Annotated in this window: 15 protein-coding genes; 12 read left to right on the top strand and 3 right to left on the bottom strand. The window is 62.8% G+C overall.

Annotated features, from left to right (window positions below; genetic code table 11):
- Positions 1–291, bottom strand: a complete 291-nt coding sequence (locus tag AC1ROB_RS02060; RefSeq protein WP_492972419.1) for an SCP2 sterol-binding domain-containing protein — start codon at positions 289–291, stop codon at positions 1–3.
- A gap of 185 nt (positions 292–476) precedes the next feature.
- On the opposite strand from AC1ROB_RS02060, the gene AC1ROB_RS02055 reads away from it, so the two are divergent.
- From AC1ROB_RS02055 to AC1ROB_RS02020, 8 genes are all read left to right on the top strand, one after another.
- A complete protein-coding gene (locus AC1ROB_RS02055) occupies positions 477–1,349 on the top strand; it encodes an SDR family oxidoreductase (protein ID WP_492972420.1) in 873 nt (290 codons plus the stop codon).
- 1 nt (position 1,350) lies between these two features.
- Positions 1,351–2,970 carry an acyl-CoA carboxylase subunit beta gene (locus tag AC1ROB_RS02050; protein WP_492972421.1) on the top strand — a complete coding sequence of 540 codons (1,620 nt, stop codon included), beginning with the start codon at positions 1,351–1,353 and terminating at the stop codon, positions 2,968–2,970.
- 13 nt (positions 2,971–2,983) lie between these two features.
- Positions 2,984–4,144: an acyl-CoA dehydrogenase family protein gene (locus tag AC1ROB_RS02045; RefSeq protein ID WP_492972422.1), complete on the top strand. Its 1,161-nt coding sequence runs from the start codon at positions 2,984–2,986 to the stop codon at positions 4,142–4,144.
- Positions 4,145–6,103 carry an acetyl/propionyl/methylcrotonyl-CoA carboxylase subunit alpha gene (locus tag AC1ROB_RS02040; RefSeq protein ID WP_492972423.1) on the top strand — a complete coding sequence of 653 codons (1,959 nt, stop codon included), beginning with the start codon at positions 4,145–4,147 and terminating at the stop codon, positions 6,101–6,103.
- Between the two features lie 4 nt (positions 6,104–6,107).
- A complete protein-coding gene (locus AC1ROB_RS02035) occupies positions 6,108–6,671 on the top strand; it encodes a GNAT family N-acetyltransferase (RefSeq protein ID WP_492972424.1) in 564 nt (187 codons plus the stop codon).
- 2 nt (positions 6,672–6,673) lie between these two features.
- On the top strand, positions 6,674–7,816 hold the full coding sequence (locus AC1ROB_RS02030) for an acyl-CoA dehydrogenase family protein (protein WP_492972425.1): 1,143 nt from the start codon (positions 6,674–6,676) through the stop codon (positions 7,814–7,816).
- 79 nt (positions 7,817–7,895) lie between these two features.
- A complete protein-coding gene (locus tag AC1ROB_RS02025) occupies positions 7,896–8,225 on the top strand; it encodes a DHCW motif cupin fold protein (RefSeq protein ID WP_492972426.1) in 330 nt (109 codons plus the stop codon).
- Positions 8,226–8,266: 41 nt separating this feature from the next.
- A complete protein-coding gene (locus AC1ROB_RS02020; RefSeq protein ID WP_492972427.1) occupies positions 8,267–9,505 on the top strand; it encodes an MFS transporter in 1,239 nt (412 codons plus the stop codon).
- A gap of 9 nt (positions 9,506–9,514) precedes the next feature.
- On the opposite strand, the gene AC1ROB_RS02015 is transcribed toward AC1ROB_RS02020, so the two are convergent.
- Entirely contained in the window at positions 9,515–11,242 is a 1,728-nt protein-coding gene (locus AC1ROB_RS02015) for a Na/Pi cotransporter family protein (RefSeq protein ID WP_492972428.1), read from the bottom strand.
- Positions 11,243–11,747: 505 nt separating this feature from the next.
- On the opposite strand from AC1ROB_RS02015, the gene AC1ROB_RS02010 reads away from it, so the two are divergent.
- On the top strand, positions 11,748–12,488 hold the full coding sequence (locus tag AC1ROB_RS02010) for a carboxymuconolactone decarboxylase family protein (RefSeq protein ID WP_492972429.1): 741 nt from the start codon (positions 11,748–11,750) through the stop codon (positions 12,486–12,488).
- Positions 12,489–13,535: an alpha/beta hydrolase gene (locus tag AC1ROB_RS02005; protein ID WP_492972430.1), complete on the top strand. Its 1,047-nt coding sequence runs from the start codon at positions 12,489–12,491 to the stop codon at positions 13,533–13,535.
- Between the two features lie 29 nt (positions 13,536–13,564).
- On the opposite strand, the gene AC1ROB_RS02000 is transcribed toward AC1ROB_RS02005, so the two are convergent.
- Positions 13,565–14,464, bottom strand: coding sequence for a LysR family transcriptional regulator (locus tag AC1ROB_RS02000; protein WP_492972432.1), 900 nt, complete (start codon positions 14,462–14,464; stop codon positions 13,565–13,567).
- Between the two features lie 114 nt (positions 14,465–14,578).
- On the opposite strand from AC1ROB_RS02000, the gene AC1ROB_RS01995 reads away from it, so the two are divergent.
- Positions 14,579–15,064, top strand: coding sequence for a (R)-mandelonitrile lyase (locus tag AC1ROB_RS01995; RefSeq protein ID WP_492972433.1), 486 nt, complete (start codon positions 14,579–14,581; stop codon positions 15,062–15,064).
- Positions 15,065–15,838: 774 nt separating this feature from the next.
- Entirely contained in the window at positions 15,839–16,735 is an 897-nt protein-coding gene (locus tag AC1ROB_RS01990; protein ID WP_492972434.1) for a beta-keto acid cleavage family enzyme, read from the top strand.
- Positions 16,736–16,739: the final 4 nt, after the last annotated feature.

The following is a 16,739-nucleotide window of genomic DNA, read 5'->3' as shown; positions in this document are numbered from 1 at the left end:
TCAGCCCAGGATCGACTGCAGCTTCATGGCGACGCCCATGCTGCCTTTCACCTTGAGCTTGCCCATCATGAAGGCCGTGGTGGGATCGAGGTCGCCGCCGGCCAGGGCGACGAAATTGTCGAGCGACATGGTGATGGTGCAGTCGGCTTCGGCATCTTCGTTGCTCACCGTGCCGGCATTGCCGTCGATGAAGATCATGCCGTCATCACCGAAATCGAATTTCACGGTGGCGTCGAGCGCACCCGGCTTCACGCGCTGGGCCATCTGCTGGGTGATCTGTTCGAGCGACATGGTGAAAGCTCCCCGTTTTCCCTGTGATGCTACTGCGCAATGGAATTGACGTAAGGTCAAGCGCCATGCGGGTTTTTCGCACCCTATATTGACGTTGACGTAAGCGTCAAGTAGCGTTCCTCCCATAAAGAAAACAACACGCGACAGCATGTGCAGAGTGCTGCGTACAGGGAGCGAAACATCCGATGCCGTATCAGTCGGTTTTCCGCGATGCGTTGTTCGCCGGCCAGGTGATCATTGTCACCGGTGGCGGCTCGGGCATCGGGCGTTGCACCGCGCATGAGCTCAGCCGGCTTGGCGCCAGGCTGGCGCTGATCGGCCGCAAGATCGACAAGCTGCAGACGGTGGCCAACGAGCTGCGCAGCGACAATCCCGGGGCGGAAGTCGCCTGCTTCAGCTGCGACATCCGCGAGGAAGCAGCCGTGGCCGAAACCGTGAAGGCGACGCTGGTGCAGTTCGGCCGCATCGATGGCCTGGTCAACAATGCCGGCGGACAGTTTCCCGCCCCCTTGGCCCAGACCTCGCAGAAGGGCTGGGATGCCGTGGTGCGCAACAACCTCACCGGCGGCTTCCTGATGGCGCGGGAATGCTACACGCAATGGATGGCCGATCATGGCGGCAGCATCGTCAACATCGTCGCCGATATGTGGATGGGCATGCCCAATATGGGACATTCCGGCGCGGCGCGCGCCGGCATGGTCAACTTCACCGAAACGGCGGCCTGCGAATGGGGTGTCAGCGGCGTACGTGTCAATGCGGTGGCGCCGGGCTGGATCGCCTCCAGTGGCATGGACACCTATCCAGACTGGATGAAGCCGCTGATCCGCGATATGCGCAATCATGTGCCGCTGCAGCGCTTAGGTACCGAGGCCGAGGTCTCGGCCGCCATCGTCTACCTGCTGTCGCCGGCGGCGAGCTTCATCAGCGGCACGACGCTCCGCGTGGATGGCGCGGTGCCCAATGCGCGCCGGCATTATCCGTTGCCCAAGCATGGCAAGTCGCAGGCCTTCGACGGTTTTCACCGTTCGGTGATGCCGGACGTGCTGAAAGAGGGCTGAGATGGCGCTGATCCGGTCGCAGATCGAGACGGCGTCGGAAGGCTACCGACAGAATCGCGCCGACATGTTGGCGCTGGTCGAGGGATTCCGCGCGCTGGAGCAGCGCGTGCGCGACACCTCCAACGCGCGCCGGCCGGTGTTCGAGAAGCGCGGCCAGATCACGCCGCGCGACCGCATCGCCCATCTGCTGGATCGCGGTGCGCCATTCCTGGAAATCTCGACGCTCTGCGGCTACCAGATGCACGATGACGACGGCGCCGAGAATATCATGGGCGGCGGCTTCATTGCCGGCATCGGCAGCATTGCCGGAATCCGCTGTCTGATCACGGCGTCTGACAGCGGCATCAAGGGCGGCACGATTGCGCCGATGGGCCTGCGCAAAAGCCTGCGCGCCCAGGAGATCGCCTATCGCAACAAGCTGCCGGTGGTGAACCTCGTCGAATCCGGCGGCGCCAATCTCAATTACCAGGCCGAGATTTTCGTCGATGGCGGGCGCGGCTTTGCCAACCAGGCCCGCCTGTCGGCGGCCGGCATTCCGCAGGTGACCGTGGTGCATGGCTCCAGCACGGCGGGCGGCGCCTATATCCCGGGCCTGAGCGATTATGTGGTGGTGGTGAAAGGCCGGGCGAAAATCTTCCTCGCCGGACCGCCGCTGCTCAAATCCGCCACCGGCGAGATCGCCACCGATGAAGAACTCGGCGGCGCCGAGATGCATACGACGGTGTCCGGCGTGGCCGAATTCATGGCCGAGGACGATGCCGACGGGTTGCGCATCGCGCGCGAGATTTTGGCCAGGCTGCCGTGGAACGAGCGCGGGCCGCAGCTCCGGAAGAAGGCGTGGACGGCGCCGGCCTACGACAGTGACGAACTCTGCGGCGTGGTGCCGGTGGATTACCGCAAGCCCTATGATGTGCGTGAGGTGATCGCGCGCCTGGTCGATGCCAGCGACTTCACCGATTTCAAGGCGTCCTACGGCGTTCATACCGTCTGCGGCCAAGCCAGCATCGAGGGCGAGGCCATCGGCCTGATCGGCAATAACGGCCCCATCGATACCGAAGGCGCCGTGAAGGCGGCGCAGTTCATCCAGCTCTGCGACCAGGCCGATATGCCGATCGTGTTCCTGCAGAACACCACCGGCTACATGGTGGGCAAGGAGGCCGAGCGCGGCGGCATCGTCAAGCACGGCTCAAAGATGATCCAGGCGGTGACCAATGCGCGCGTGCCAAAGCTGACGCTGCATATCGGCGCCAGTTTCGGGGCGGGCAATTACGGCATGTGCGGCCGGGCCTACGATCCGCGCTTCATCTTCGCCTGGCCCAACAATCGCATCGCCGTGATGGGGCCGGAACAGGCCGCCGGCGTGCTGGGCATTGTGGCGGAAGAAAAATTCCGCCGCGCCGGGGCCGAGCCCGATATGGCGGCGCTGGAGAAAATGAAAGCCAAGGTGGTGGCCAAGATGGAAGCGGAATCGACCGCTTATTTCGCCACCGCGCGGCTGTGGGACGACGGCCTGATCGATCCGCGCGACAGCCGTCGCGTGCTCGCGCTGTGCCTCGATATCTGTCGTGACGCGGATGCCCGCGTCACCAAGCCGAATACCTTCGGCATCGCCCGCATGTGAGGAGGATCTAGCCATGGAATTCACCCAGGAACATGAAGGTCTGCGCCGCAACCTGATCAAGTTCATCGACGCGGAGGTCAATCCCCATGTCGAGGAATGGGAGCGTGATGGCGCCTTTCCGGCCCATGAGCTGTTCAAGAAGATGGGCAATCTCGGATTCCTCGGTATCAACAAGCCGGTGGAATATGGCGGCCTCGGCCTCGATTACTCCTACCAGCTGGTGATGATCGAAGCGCTCGGCCATATGAATTGCGGCGGTGTGCCGATGGGCATCGGCGTGCAGACCGATATGGGTACGCCGGCGCTCAGCCGCTTCGGCTCGGATGAATTGCGGAAAGAGTTTCTCGCGCCGGCGATTGCCGGTGACCAGGTGGTCTGCCTCGGCGTGTCGGAAGTCGGCGCCGGTTCCGATGTGGCCGGCATCAAGACCACGGCCAGAAAAGACGGCGGCGATTACGTCATCAACGGCGGCAAGATGTGGACCACCAATGGCACCCAGGCCGACTGGATGTGCCTGCTCGCCAATACCGGCGAGGGCCCGATCCATCAGAACAAGTCGCTGCTCTGCCTGCCGATGAAGACCAAGGGCGTGTCGATCGCCCGCAAGCTCGACAAGATGGGCATGCGCAGCTCGGATACCGCGCAGGTCTATCTTGATGACGTGCGCATCCCGCAGCGCTATCTGATCGGCCAGGAAGGCCATGGCTTCGTCTACCAGATGCAGCAGTTCCAGGAGGAGCGGCTGTGGTGCGCCTTCTCCTCGCTGTTGGCCTTCGACCGCCATATCGACGAGACGATTGAGTATACCCGCCAGCGCAAGGCCTTCGGCCAGTCCATCCTCGACAACCAAGTGGTGCATTTCCGCCTGGCCGAGCTGCGCACCGAGGTTGAGCTGCTGCGTTCGATCAGCTATCGCGCCGCCGATCTCATGCTCAAGGGTGAGGACGTCACCATGCTGGCCTCGATGGCCAAGCTGAAGGCCGGCCGGCTGGCGCGCGAGATCACTGATGCCTGCCTGCAGTATTTCGGCGGCATGGGCTTCATGAACGAAACGCCGATCAGCCGCGCCTATCGCGACAGCCGGCTGGCCTCCATCGGCGGCGGCGCCGACGAGGTGATGCTGGGGATCATCTCGAAATACATGGGCATTCTGCCGGGCAAGAAGAAGTCGTAAGTGGCGTCTTTCACCACCATCCTGATCGCCAATCGCGGCGAGATCGCCTGCCGGGTGATCCGTTCGGCCCGTGCGCTCGGGTATCGCACGGTGGCGGTCTATTCCGAGGCCGATGCCGGTGCGCTGCACACGCAGATGGCCGATGCGGCAGTCTGCATCGGCTCCTCTGATGCGAAGCAGAGCTATCTCAATATCGATGCGATCCTGGCCGCGGCAAAGCAGAGTGGTGCGCAGGCCGTGCATCCGGGCTATGGCTTCCTGTCGGAGAATGCGGAGTTCGCCAAAACCTGCGCCGATGCCGGGCTGGTCTTCATCGGGCCGCCAGCCGCAGCCATTGCCGCCATGGGCAACAAGGCGGCGGCGAAGCAGCGCATGATCGCGGCCAATGTCCCCTGCGTGCCGGGCTATCAGGGCGCGGATCAAAGCGATGCCGCGCTGGTCGCGGAAGCGGCAAAGATCGGCCTGCCGGTGATGGTGAAAGCAGCGGCCGGCGGTGGCGGACGCGGCATGCGTCTGGTAACGGACAAGGCCGACCTGCCCCATGCGATTGCCACCGCGCGTGCCGAAGCGGAAAACGCTTTCGGTTCCGGCGAGCTGATCCTGGAAAAAGCCGTGGTCGACGGCCGCCATGTCGAAATCCAGGTCTTTGCCGATACTAAAGGAAACACGATCCATCTGGGCGAGCGCGATTGCAGCGTGCAGCGCAGGCATCAGAAAGTTATCGAGGAAGCGCCCTCGCCGGCCGTGGATGCGGCCCTGAGGGAAAAGATGGGCGCCGCTGCGGTGGCGGCAGCGAAGGCGATTGGCTATGTCGGCGCCGGCACGGTGGAATTCCTGCTCGATGCCGACGGCCAGAGCTTCTACTTCCTGGAAATGAACACGCGGCTGCAGGTCGAGCATCCGGTCACCGAGATGGTGACGGGACTCGATCTTGTCGCCTTGCAGATTCAGGTCGCGGCCGGCCGGCCGCTGCCGCTGACACAGGCAGACGTGACATTCAACGGCCATGCCATCGAGGTGAGGCTTTATGCCGAGGCGCCCCATGCCGGCTTCCTGCCGCAGGCTGGGCAGTTGCTGCGCTGGCAGCCACCGGAAGGCGAGGGCCTGCGCACCGACCATGGCCTGCATGGCGATGGCCAGGCGATCACGCCGTTTTACGATCCGATGATCGCCAAGGTGATCGCCCATGGCGACAGCCGCGAGGAGGCCCGTCGCCGTCTGATCGCGGCGCTGGACCATACGGTGGTGCTGGGACTGGAGACCAACCGGGCCTTCCTGATCGACCTGCTGGCGCATCCGGTCTTTGCTGCCGGCGCAGCGACCACGCGGTTCATTCCGCAACATTTTGCAACCATCGCCGCGCCACAGCCCGATGAAACGCTGTTGCGTGCAGCCGCCCTGCTGTGGTTCGAGCGCTCGGCCGCTGCCAACGGTCATGATCCGGCAAAGGCCTGGTCCTCCACCGGCGCCTTTGACTGGCCGGTGCTGCTTGGCTGGGGCGAGAGCAGGCGCAGGCTCAGCGTCGGTGTGGCGGGGCCGGAGCGGTATCGTGTGGACGGCGTCGCCTGCACGATTACGCAACGAGAGTCGGGGACGATCCGTATTGGCGCCGAAGGCATAGAGCGCAGTATTGCCTTCGCTTTTGCCGGCGATGATCTGCACCTGTGTTGCGATGCGGCATCGCTGGCCTGCCGTGACCTGACCTGGGTGCCGCCGGCCGGAAACGAGGCGGCAGCCGAACGTGAGCTGCGGGCGCCGATGAACGGCAAGATCGTGGCCGTGCTGGCGGTCGAGGGCGAGAGGGTTGCGCGCGGCCAGCGTCTGGTGATCATGGAAGCCATGAAAATGCAGCATGAAATGGTGGCCCGCATCGACGGCCTGGTAGAGCGCCTGCCGGTCAAGGTGGGCGACCAGGTGGCGACACGGCAGTTGCTGGCCGCGCTGACGGCCGCGGATTAGCTCGATGAGCAAGATGGATGTCCTGCCGGCACGGGTGCGCCCTCTCTGCGAGGATGATGCCCCGTCTTATCGCGCCTGCCTCGATCAGGTGGCGCGCGAACGCCTGTTCATCGCCTTCACAGAGGCGCCGTCGGAACACGAGGCGCGTTTCTACATCAAGGCCATGTTGCAGCGGCAGCTGCCCTTCGTGGTGGCGGTCGATCCCATCGATACCGTGGTCGGCTGGTGCAACATCCATGTGGCGCCTGACAATCCGAACCGGCCTGGTTTCGGCCATGTCGGCATCCTCGGCATGGGCCTGGTCGAGCAGTATCGCGGCAAGGGCCTGGGTACCCAGATGATGCAGGCCTGTTTCGACTGGTCGGGCCGCGTCGGCCTCGAACGGATCGAGCTGCAGGTCTATGCCTCCAACACCGGCGCCATCGGGCTGTATCGCAAGTTCGGCTTCACCACCGAAGGCGTGAAGACCCGGGCCCGCAAGCTGGACGGCCATTACGACGATATCGTGCTCATGGCGCGTCTGCGGCCGCCCTCGGCCTCTCCTGCGGATAATGGCGGCGGGCGCTGACCATGCTGATGGCCTCGCCCTATTACACGGCCGATCATGAGGCCTTCCGCGACCAGCTCCGCCGTTTCGTGACGAAGGAGATCGCGCCTTTCGTCGATCAGTGGGACGAGGCCGGGGAATTTCCGCGCGCGCTCTATAAAAAAGCCGCCGGCGTCGGCATGCTGCAGCTTAATTTCCCCGAAGAGTATGGCGGCATCACCGCTGACCGTTTTTACGCGGTGATCCTCGGCCAGGAGCTGGCGCGCGCCGGCTCGGGCGGCGTGGCGGCGTCGCTGATGAGCCATACCATCGGCGCCCCGCCGATTGCCAAACTCGGGTCGGAGCATCTCAAGCGCCGGGTGCTGCCGGCGGTGCTGGCCGGCGAGAAGATTTCGGCGCTGGCGATCACCGAGCCTTCGGGGGGCTCTGATGTCGCCAACCTGAAGACCACGGCAAAGAAAGACGGCGACCATTACGTGGTGCGCGGCGAGAAAACCTTCATCACCTCCGGCATGCGTGCCGATTTCTACACCGTGGCGGTGCGTACCGGCGAGGCCGGCATGGGCGGCATCTCGCTGCTGCTGATCGAGCGCGACACACCGGGATTCAGCCGCACGCCGCTGAAAAAGATGGGCTGGTGGGCCTCGGATACCGCGACGCTGCATTTTGACGACTGCCGCGTGTCGGTCGAGAACCTTATCGGCGCGGAGAACCAAGGCTTCCGCGGAATCATGCTGAATTTCAACGACGAGCGGCTGGGACTTTCGGCCAGCGCCATCGGCTTCGCTCGCACGGCTTACGACGAGGCGCTGGACTATGCGCGCCAGCGCGAGGCCTTCGGCAAACGCCTGATCGGCCATCAGGTGCTGCGGCACAAGCTGGTCGACATGGCGCAGCGGATCGAGGCAAGCCAGGCGTTCCTCGAGCGCGTGGCCTGGGCGCTCGACCAGGGCGAAAGCCCGATTGCCGAATTGTGCATGCTGAAGAACCAGGCGACCCAGACCATGGCCTTCTGCGCCTCGGAAGCCGTGCAGATCCTCGGCGGCGCCGGCTTCATGCGCGGCGCCAAGTCCGAGCGCATCTATAGAGAAGTCAAAGTGAACGCCATCGGCGGCGGCACCGAGGAAATCATGAAGGACCTGGCGAGCCGGCAACTGGGCTGGTGATTGTCGCCCGACAATTCTGCGCTGGATTTCCGTGGAATGCAGGACTAGAAGCGGATTGATCCCGCCACGGAGCGTCCCCATGCAGATGTCCCAGATTCCCTTCGGCACCACCGACTGGTCGAAGATCGAGCCCACCCATCACAAGGGCGAAACCGGCAGCGCCACCTGGCGCACGCAGACCTTCGGCGGCATCCGGGTGCGCCGCGTCGATTACACGCCGGGCTACCTGGCCGACCACTGGTGCGTGAAGGGTCATATCCTCTTCGTGCTGGAAGGCGAGCTGGAGACCGAGCTTGAAGACGGCCGTGTTTTCACCATGACGGCCGGGCAGTCCTACCAGGTGGCTGACAATGCCGAGCCGCACCGCTCGCGCACCGCCACGGGAGCAAAGCTGTTCATCGTCGACTAGTCCGCGTCACTTTTCAGTCCAGGGCAGGAAACGTAAAAACAATGACCGTACAGACGGCGACCGCCGACGATATCGAATCCTCCTATGCCTGGATGCGTCTCGTCGTCGCCATGGTGATCGGCACCATCGGCGGCGTCGGCATGTGGTCGCCCGTCGTCGTTGTGCCGGCCGTACAGGCGGATTTCGGCATCACCCGCGCCGAGGCCGCGCTGCCTTACACGCTGACCATGATCGGCTTTGTCTTCGGCAGCATCCTGGCCGGACGGCTGGCCGACAAGCGCGGCATCATCTGGCCGGTGGTGCTGGCGACCTTGACCATGTCGGCGGGATATGTTGCCGCTGCGCAGGCGCCGAGCTTCCTGGTCTTCGCCGTGATCTGCGGCCTGATGGGCCTGATGGGCAGCGCGGCCTTCTTCGCACCGCTGCTGGCCGACACCTCGCTGTGGTTCGACAGGCGGAGAGGTCTGGCGATCGCGCTCTGCGCCAGCGGCAACTATGTCGCCGGCACGATCTGGCCGCCGGTGCTGGAGCATTTCATTTCCACCATCGGCTGGCGCGACACGCATTTCTATGTCGGCCTGTTCTGCCTGGTCACGCTGCTGCCGCTGGCGCTGCTGCTGCGCCGCCGGCCGCCGGCGCTGAAGGTGGCGACGGCTGCCGCCACGGCCGGCTTCGTGCGGCCGCTCGGCCTGCGGCCCAACATGCTGCAGGGCCTGATCATTCTCATGGGGCTGGGCTGCTGCGTCGCCATGTCGATGCCGCAGGTGCATATCGTCGCCTATTGCGTCGATTTGGGTTACGGCCCGGCGCGCGGCGCCGAGATGCTGTCGCTGATGCTGGGCTTCGGCATCGTCAGCCGTCTGGCGTCCGGCTGGATTTGCGACAAGATCGGCGGGCTGGCAACCCTGCTGCTCGGTTCGACCCTGCAGATGATCGCGCTGTCGCTCTACCTGCCGTTCGACGGGCTGATGTCGCTCTATGTGATTTCGGCGGTGTTCGGCCTGGTGCAAGGTGGCATCGTGCCGAGCTATGCCTTCATCGTGCGCGAGCTGTTTCCCGCTGGCCAGGCCGGCCTGCGCGTCAGCCTGGCGATTTCCTCGACGCTCGCCGGCATGGCGCTGGGCGGCTGGATGTCGGGCAAGATCTACGACTTCACCGGCTCGTACCAGGCAGCCCTGGTCAACGGGATCGGCTGGAACCTGGTGAATGTGCTGCTTGCCGCCTGGCTGCTGTGGCGGCTGACGCGGCAGCGGCCAACATCCATGGCCGCCGCCGCATAAACCGTCCGGTCAGGCCAGGCTGGCGCGGCCGGCCGATTTCGCCGTTTCGGTCGAGCTGCGATCCAGCCGCTCTTCGGCGCGCAGCCGCGTTGCCGACAGCTCGCCCGACTGTTCCAGGATCGGATAGGCCACCGCGGTCAGGTGGCTGTTGATGCGCTTGAGATCGCGGATCAGGTCGAGATGGATGGCGCTGGTCTCGATGCTTTCCGAGCGGCCGTCGCGGATGCGCTGGTAGTGATGCTCGGCGGCGATCTGCTCGGCCTCGCGCAGGTCGGCCTTTTCCTTCAGCAGCTGGCGCGCCAGTTTCACGTCGCCCGACATGAACAGGTTGCAGGCCATCTGCAGGTTGGCAGCGACGCGATGATGGAAGTCGGTCAGTTCGGCCAGGCCTTCCTTCGAGAAGGTCAGCTTGTTCTTGATCTTTTTCTGCGCCAGATCCATCAGGTTCTTGTCGATGATGTCGCCGATATGCTCCAGATTCGTCGTGAAGGTCAGCACCTCCACGTAACGCCGGCTCTCGGCCTCATCCAGGCCATGCTTGCTCAGCTCGGTAAGATACAGCTTGATCGCCTCATAGAGGCCATCCACCGCGTCGTCGGCCTGCTCCACGGCCTTTTTCAGCTTGGCATCGTCCTTGGTGAACACCGTCATGGTGTCGTCCAGCATGCGCGCCACAGCATCGCTTAAACGCAGCGTCTCGCGCGCCGCGCCGGCCAGGGCCGCAGTCGGCGTATCGAGTGCGGAATGATCCAGGTAACGCGGCTTGCTGCCGTCATCGACGGTGGGCAGGTCGGGCATGATGCGCCTGGCCAGCCGGTCCAGCGGTGTGGTCAGCGGCAGGAAGACCAGGGCGATGGCGATATTGAAGGCGGTATGGGCGTTCACCGCCATGCGCGCCGGATCGGCTCCGAAGACGCTCAGCCATTGCGGCAGCTGGGCGATGAAGGGCAGCACGGCCACGGTGGCGAGCACTCGGGTGATCAGATTGGCAAGCTGGGCGCGGCGGGCGGCGGGCGGTTCGCCACTGGAGGCCAGCAGCGGCGAGATCGCCGTGCCGAGATTGGCGCCGACGATCAGGGCGATCGCCAGACTGCCATCGACGGTGCCGGCTTTAGCCATGGCGGCGGCCAGCAACACGGTGGCGAGGCTGGCATGGCTGATCCAGGTCAGGATCGCGAACAGGATGATGGCGAGGATCGGTTCGCGCTCCAGCGGCGACATCACGATGCTGAGGCCGGGTGAATCGCGCAGCGGCGCGGAAGCGCCGATGATCATCTCCAGCGACAGCAGCATCAGGCCGAGGCCGATCAGCAGGCGGCCGCCATGGCGCAGCATGCCGCCTTCCGACGACAGGAAACCGATGACGCCGAAGACGATGCAGAGCGGCCCGAGCCAGTGCAGGTCGAGCGAGAGATACTGCGCGGTGATCGAGGTGCCGATGCCGGCGCCGAGCAGCACGGCAATCGCCGCCCCGCCGACGATCAGGCCGCGGCCGGCAAAGGAGGAAACGATCATCGCGGTGGCGGTGCTCGACTGCAGCAATGCCGTGACGCCGATGCCGGCGAGGAAGGCATGGACGCGGTTGCGCATGGCGCCGCTCAGGTAGCGGCGGAGCGAGGCGCCGAAGGCGCGCGTCATGCCGGTGCGCACCATGCGCACGCCCCAGAGCAGCAGCGCCACGCCGGCGGCCAGATTGAGGAGGAGTTCGGTCGCGCCTGGAGTGGTGGCAGGGTTCATTGCGCGGCCCCCCGGATATGGCGCGACGGGGAGACGGAGGGCGCGCCAGCGTCCAGCGCGGGAGAATCGGGATCGGGGTCCGGATCGCGGAAAATCGCCATTTTTACTGATACCTTAAGAGCCAAATCGGATTGTTACAGTTTAATTACACCTAGATGACACTAGGGCCAAGCGGTTAATCCCGGGTGTGCAGATCTTCTGAACTGAGTGTCGGGACACCCATATCCCGTAACAAGGCACCCATTTCCTGCAACGCTTTGACACGATAAGTGCAAAAGCGAAGTGGGGGACCTTAAGAGTCGGATATGGCTTTTTTTGGGGCGCGAATGAGATGCCCGTTTATTGCTGTCCGACAGATTGCACCAGCCTGCCTGCGGGGCACTTAATTTATAAGCAATACCTATAAGTCCTATAAGATTACCACCAATATTTTTGGATATAACTTCCTCGTAAAATCAGTGCCTGGACGTAAAACCTGCGTCCGCTGCTTTTAGAGGAATTGGACATGAAGACTCTTGTCGCGACACTCATCGCCGCCGTGCTGTTTGCCGCGCCTGTGAGCCATGCCGAGACCCGAACCGCCACCCCGGCCATCGGAGACTATGCCCAACGCACCTTGGTCAACGACCTGTGGAAGCGCCCGGGTCTCAGTCTGCGTGACCGCAGCATCGTCACTGTTGCTGCCCTTGTCGCGCGCAATCAGACGGCGGAACTGGCTCACTATATCAAGGGTGCACTCGACAATGGCGTGAAGCCCGGTGAAATTTCCGGACTTATCACGCATCTCGCTTTCTATTCAGGATGGGGGAATGCAGCTGGCGCATCGGCGATCGCCACTGCCGTCTTCAAAGAGCGGAAGATTCCGGCCAGCCAGATCCCACCGGCGCAGGTCAAATACATCGATCTTGACCAGAAGATAGAGGCGGATCGCGCAGCACAGGTCGTCCGCGTGATGGGCAGCGATTTCCCGGGGCTGGCCGACTACACCAATGGTGTCCTTTTCAATGATGTCTGGCGCCGTCCGGACCTTGAGCCGCGCGACCGCAGTCTTGTGACGGTCAGCGCCCTGATCGCGAACGGAAACTCCATTCAACTCGTCTCGCACTTGAACAGGGCGATGGACAGCGGCCTGACGGAAGAGCAGGCCAAAGAGGTTATTACCCATCTTGCATTCTACGCTGGCTGGCCGAATGCGGTGTCCGTCCTGCCGGTGGTCCGCGACATCTTTGCAAAGCGGCCGAAGTAAATGCTGGGTCGTCTGATGCTACTTGCGGGCTTGGCCGCGTCTTTCGGCGCGGGCGCCCAGCCGCTCACTATTGTGGAACAAGGCAGTTTTGCCGTCGGCGGAACGGTCATTACCGCGCCGGGTACTTTCGATTCCCGCACTCCGACGCCAGCGGGCCAGACCTATCATGGCGACCACGCCTATGTGTTCTATCAAAAGCCCGTCGGCGCGCGCCGGTTGCCGCTGGTCATGTGGCACGGCGCCGGACAGTTCTCAAAGACCTGGGAGACCACGGCAGATGGCCGCGAGGGATTCCAGACCATCTTCCTGCGTCGGCGTTTCAGCGTCTATCTGCTTGACCAGCCCCGTCGCGGCAACGCCGGGCGAAGCACGGTCGCAGCGACCATAAACCCCGCGCCCGATGAGCAGACCTGGTTCAACATTTTCCGCATTGGCATCTGGCCCGCTTATTTCGATAACGTGCAGTTCGACCGGCAACCGGAGACCCTGAATCAGTATTTCCGGTCAATGACGCCGAACACCGGGCCATTCGATGTTGGTGTCATCACAGATGCTGTTTCAGCTCTATTCAACAAGATTGGTCCAGGCGTGCTCGTCACGCACTCCCAAAGCGGCGGCCCGGGCTGGACGACGGTGATCAAAAACCAGAATATCCGTGCGGTCGTGGCATATGAGCCAGGCAGCAATTTCGTTTTCCCCGAAGGTGAAGTCCCGGCATCGATGCCGAGTGCTGCCGGGCCACTGGATGGTGTCGGAATCCCGCTTCAGGATTTCATGAAGCTGACCAGAATTCCCATCGTCATCTACTATGGCGACAACATCCCGGGCCAGCCGTCGCTGAATATGGGTCAGGACAATTGGCGCGTCAGGCTGGCGATGGCGAGGCTTTGGCGGGACGCCGTGAACAAGCGCGGCGGAGACGTCACGCTCATACATTTGCCGGAGATCGGCATTCGCGGAAATACGCATTTCCCCTTCTCCGACACGAATAATATCCAGATTGCCGACCTGATGTCGAAGTTCCTGCAAGACAAAGGGCTGGACTGAAGTCACTGCCCGGCGACGTCTGTGCGGGGCTATTTCCGTTCCCGATACCGCAACGCCTCAACGAGAAGCGCGAAGGCGGGCGAGGACTGGCGACGGCTTGGGTAGTAGAGGTGGAAACCCGGCCAGACCGGGCACCAGTCCTCCAACACGCGCTTGAGCTGCCCCTTGGCGATATACTGCTCGACCAGGTTCTCCGGCGCATAAGCCACGCCCAAGCCACCTGCGGCGGCTTTGACACACTGGAAGATGCCGTTGAAGGTGGCCTGGCCTTCGACGCGGACTTTCAACTCGCGGCCATTCTTCTCGAACTCCCATGGCCAGACGCCGCCCAGCGTGGGCAGCAGGATGTTGATGCAGTTGTGGCCGACGAGATCCTGCGGCGTCTTTGGAGTCGGGTTCTTCTCGAAATACGCCTTGGATGCGACGACAGCGAAGCGGACATCGGGACCGATGCGGACCGCAATCATGTCCTTGGCGACCTGCTCACCGAGCCGGACACCCGCGTCGTAGCGCTCGCTGACGATATTGGTGAGGCCATGATCAATCATGAGCTCGACTTTAATATCGGGATACTTGGGAAGAAACCTCTCGAGCTTCGGCCTGATCAGCACATCGGCAGGATGTTCGCCCGTGGTGATGCGAATGGTGCCTGCGGGCTTCTCGCGCAGGTCACGCAGTGAATTCAGTTCGGCCTCGATTTCGTCCAACCGGGGTGCGGCGGTGTTGAATAGGCGCTCGCCAGCGTCCGTCAGCGCAACGCTTCGTGTGGTGCGCGTCAACAGACGGACCCCGAGACGTTCTTCCAATGCACGCACTGTGTAACTGAGGGCCGCTTGCGACACGCCCAGCTTTCCTGCCGCCTTGGTGAAGCTCTGCTCCCGGGCCACTGCCAGGAATGCAAACAGGTCGTTCACGTTGCCGCGTGGCATTCATAAGGCCTCTTTATGGGTGCATACGAATTATACCATCTAATCCTGGCGCGGCGCTTCTCTAAATTTACGGGGAAGCTATAGCCCCCTAGCAGCCGTTCAGGATTCTGAAAAATGAACAGACTTGCAGCCGCCATCATGTCGTTCGGAATGCTTGCGACGCTCACGGCGGCCGAATCTGCTGTGGCCGATGATATTCAGCCGGTCACAGTCACCCGAAATGGCAGCACACCCTCCGCCAAAGGCCCCGAGGCAAACTTCACCGGATCGGTTCGTGTCGATTCTCGCTTTCAGGCAAAGGACCCTGCACGCGTTGGTGGCGGACTGGTCACCTTCGAGCCTGGCGCCCGCACGGCCTGGCATACTCATCCACTCGGGCAGACCCTGATCGTCACATCCGGCGTCGGTCTGGTGCAGCACTGGGGTGGCCCAATCCAGGAAATCCGCCCGGGCGATGTCGTCTGGATTCCGCCAGGAACCAAGCATTGGCATGGCGCCTCCGCGACCCATGCGATGGCCCATTTTGCCATTGCGGAGTCTCTGAACGGTACCGCCGTTGAATGGCTGGAAAAGGTCTCAGACGAGCAATATCGCCAATGAGCACAGCCCGATCTTGTAGCCGCAGAACACGATGCTATGAGAGAGAATATCCAACGGTCATCGGTAAATGAACTTCTCAACATGCTTGGCCATCAGGAACGCACTAGGCAAAGCCGAAATTCTCAAGCTCGAAATCTACCACCGAATGGAGGATACAAATTCTGGATAGAGTTAGAATCATCTCCCGAGATTTTGGGCAGATGAACTGTCATTTTTTGCGATTTCAGGCTTTATAATGCTTTGAGCAATTTCAACGACTTACTTTGCAAATTTGTGCAGAGCTAAAAACATCTCAGACAGATTTGGGCCCTCACCTGCACAATGTGCACAAGAGAGGCTGGCGAGGTGTCATTGAGAAATGACACGTAATGCGGAAATCTGTTCGGAACTGGGCTGTCATCGGCCAGTGGCCGCGGATGCCTGCTCCGGGGGGCGGTCATGCGGTGGGATCGGCGCCGCTGTTTTGGGTGCAAGACCCCGACAGACATAAGGCATTGCCGCCCCGCCTCGGCCAAAGCGGCGGAAGACCGAAGCAGCGAAGGCTCCTGCCGGCGTGGCGCGGGAATGCCTGGCATCGCCGGACGGGCGCGTTGCCCATGTTTCCGATCACCTCTGTGGCTCGACAGGAATCTGGCCCGGGTCACAGGCATTCCGTATTGCGGAATGGCAGCACATTGCCCAGCCACTGCCGCCGCTTCCATTGTAGAACCCGGAGCAAGGGATGCCGTCGAAAGAGGGCAACAGGATACGCCCAGGGGGGAGTGAGGCCAGCCGATGCAATCGCGCGTCATCATCACGTGTGCCGTGACCGGCAACCAGACCACGCCGGAGATGACACCGCATCTGCCGATCACGCCTGAACAGATTGCCGAAGCCTGCCTGGGTGCGGCCGAGGCCGGCGCCGCCAGTGTGCATATCCATGTGCGCGACCCGCAGACCGGTCGCCCCTCCATGGCGCTCGACTATTATCGCGACGTGATGAATCGCATCCGCGCCAGGGACAAACAGCTCATTATCAATCTCACCACCGGACCGGGCGGCCGTTTCGTGCCGGACGCAGATGACCCCAAGGTCGCCGCGCCCGGTACCACGCTGATGCGACCCGAAGACCGGGTGGAGCATATTGCGCGCCTCAAGCCGGATATCGCCACCCTCGATCTCAACACCATGAATTCGGGCAAGCAGGTCGTCATCAATACGCCAGACAACGTCCGCCGCATGGCTGCGGTGATTAACAGTGCGGGCGTGAAGCCGGAGATTGAACTCTTCGACTCTGGTGACATCGCGCTCTGCCGCGACCTGGTCAGCGACGGCACCCTGAAGGGTCCGGTCCTGTGCTCGGTGGTCATGGGCGTGAAATACGGTTTCCAGCCGTCGCCGGAAACGGTGCTGTATGCGCGCAGCCAGCTTCCGCCCGGCACCCAGTGGACCGCGTTCGGCACTGGCCGCTCGTCCTTTCCGATGGTGGCGCAATCCTATCTGGCCGGTGGCCATGTTCGCGTCGGGCTGGAGGATGCGGTCTATCTCGAAAAGGGCGTGCTGGCCGAATCCAATGCCGCCATGGTGGAGAAGGCACGCGACATCGTCGAGTTTCTGGGCGGAGAAATCGCAACCGCGCGGCAGGCGCGCGAAATGCTGGCTCTGCCGATATACGAAAAAACAATGGCCTGACGGA

Source organism: Ferrovibrio sp. GW821-FHT12F09 (assembly GCF_058806775.1).
Note: the sequence above shows the minus strand (reverse complement) of the source record. Positions and strands in the feature narration are given on the sequence as shown.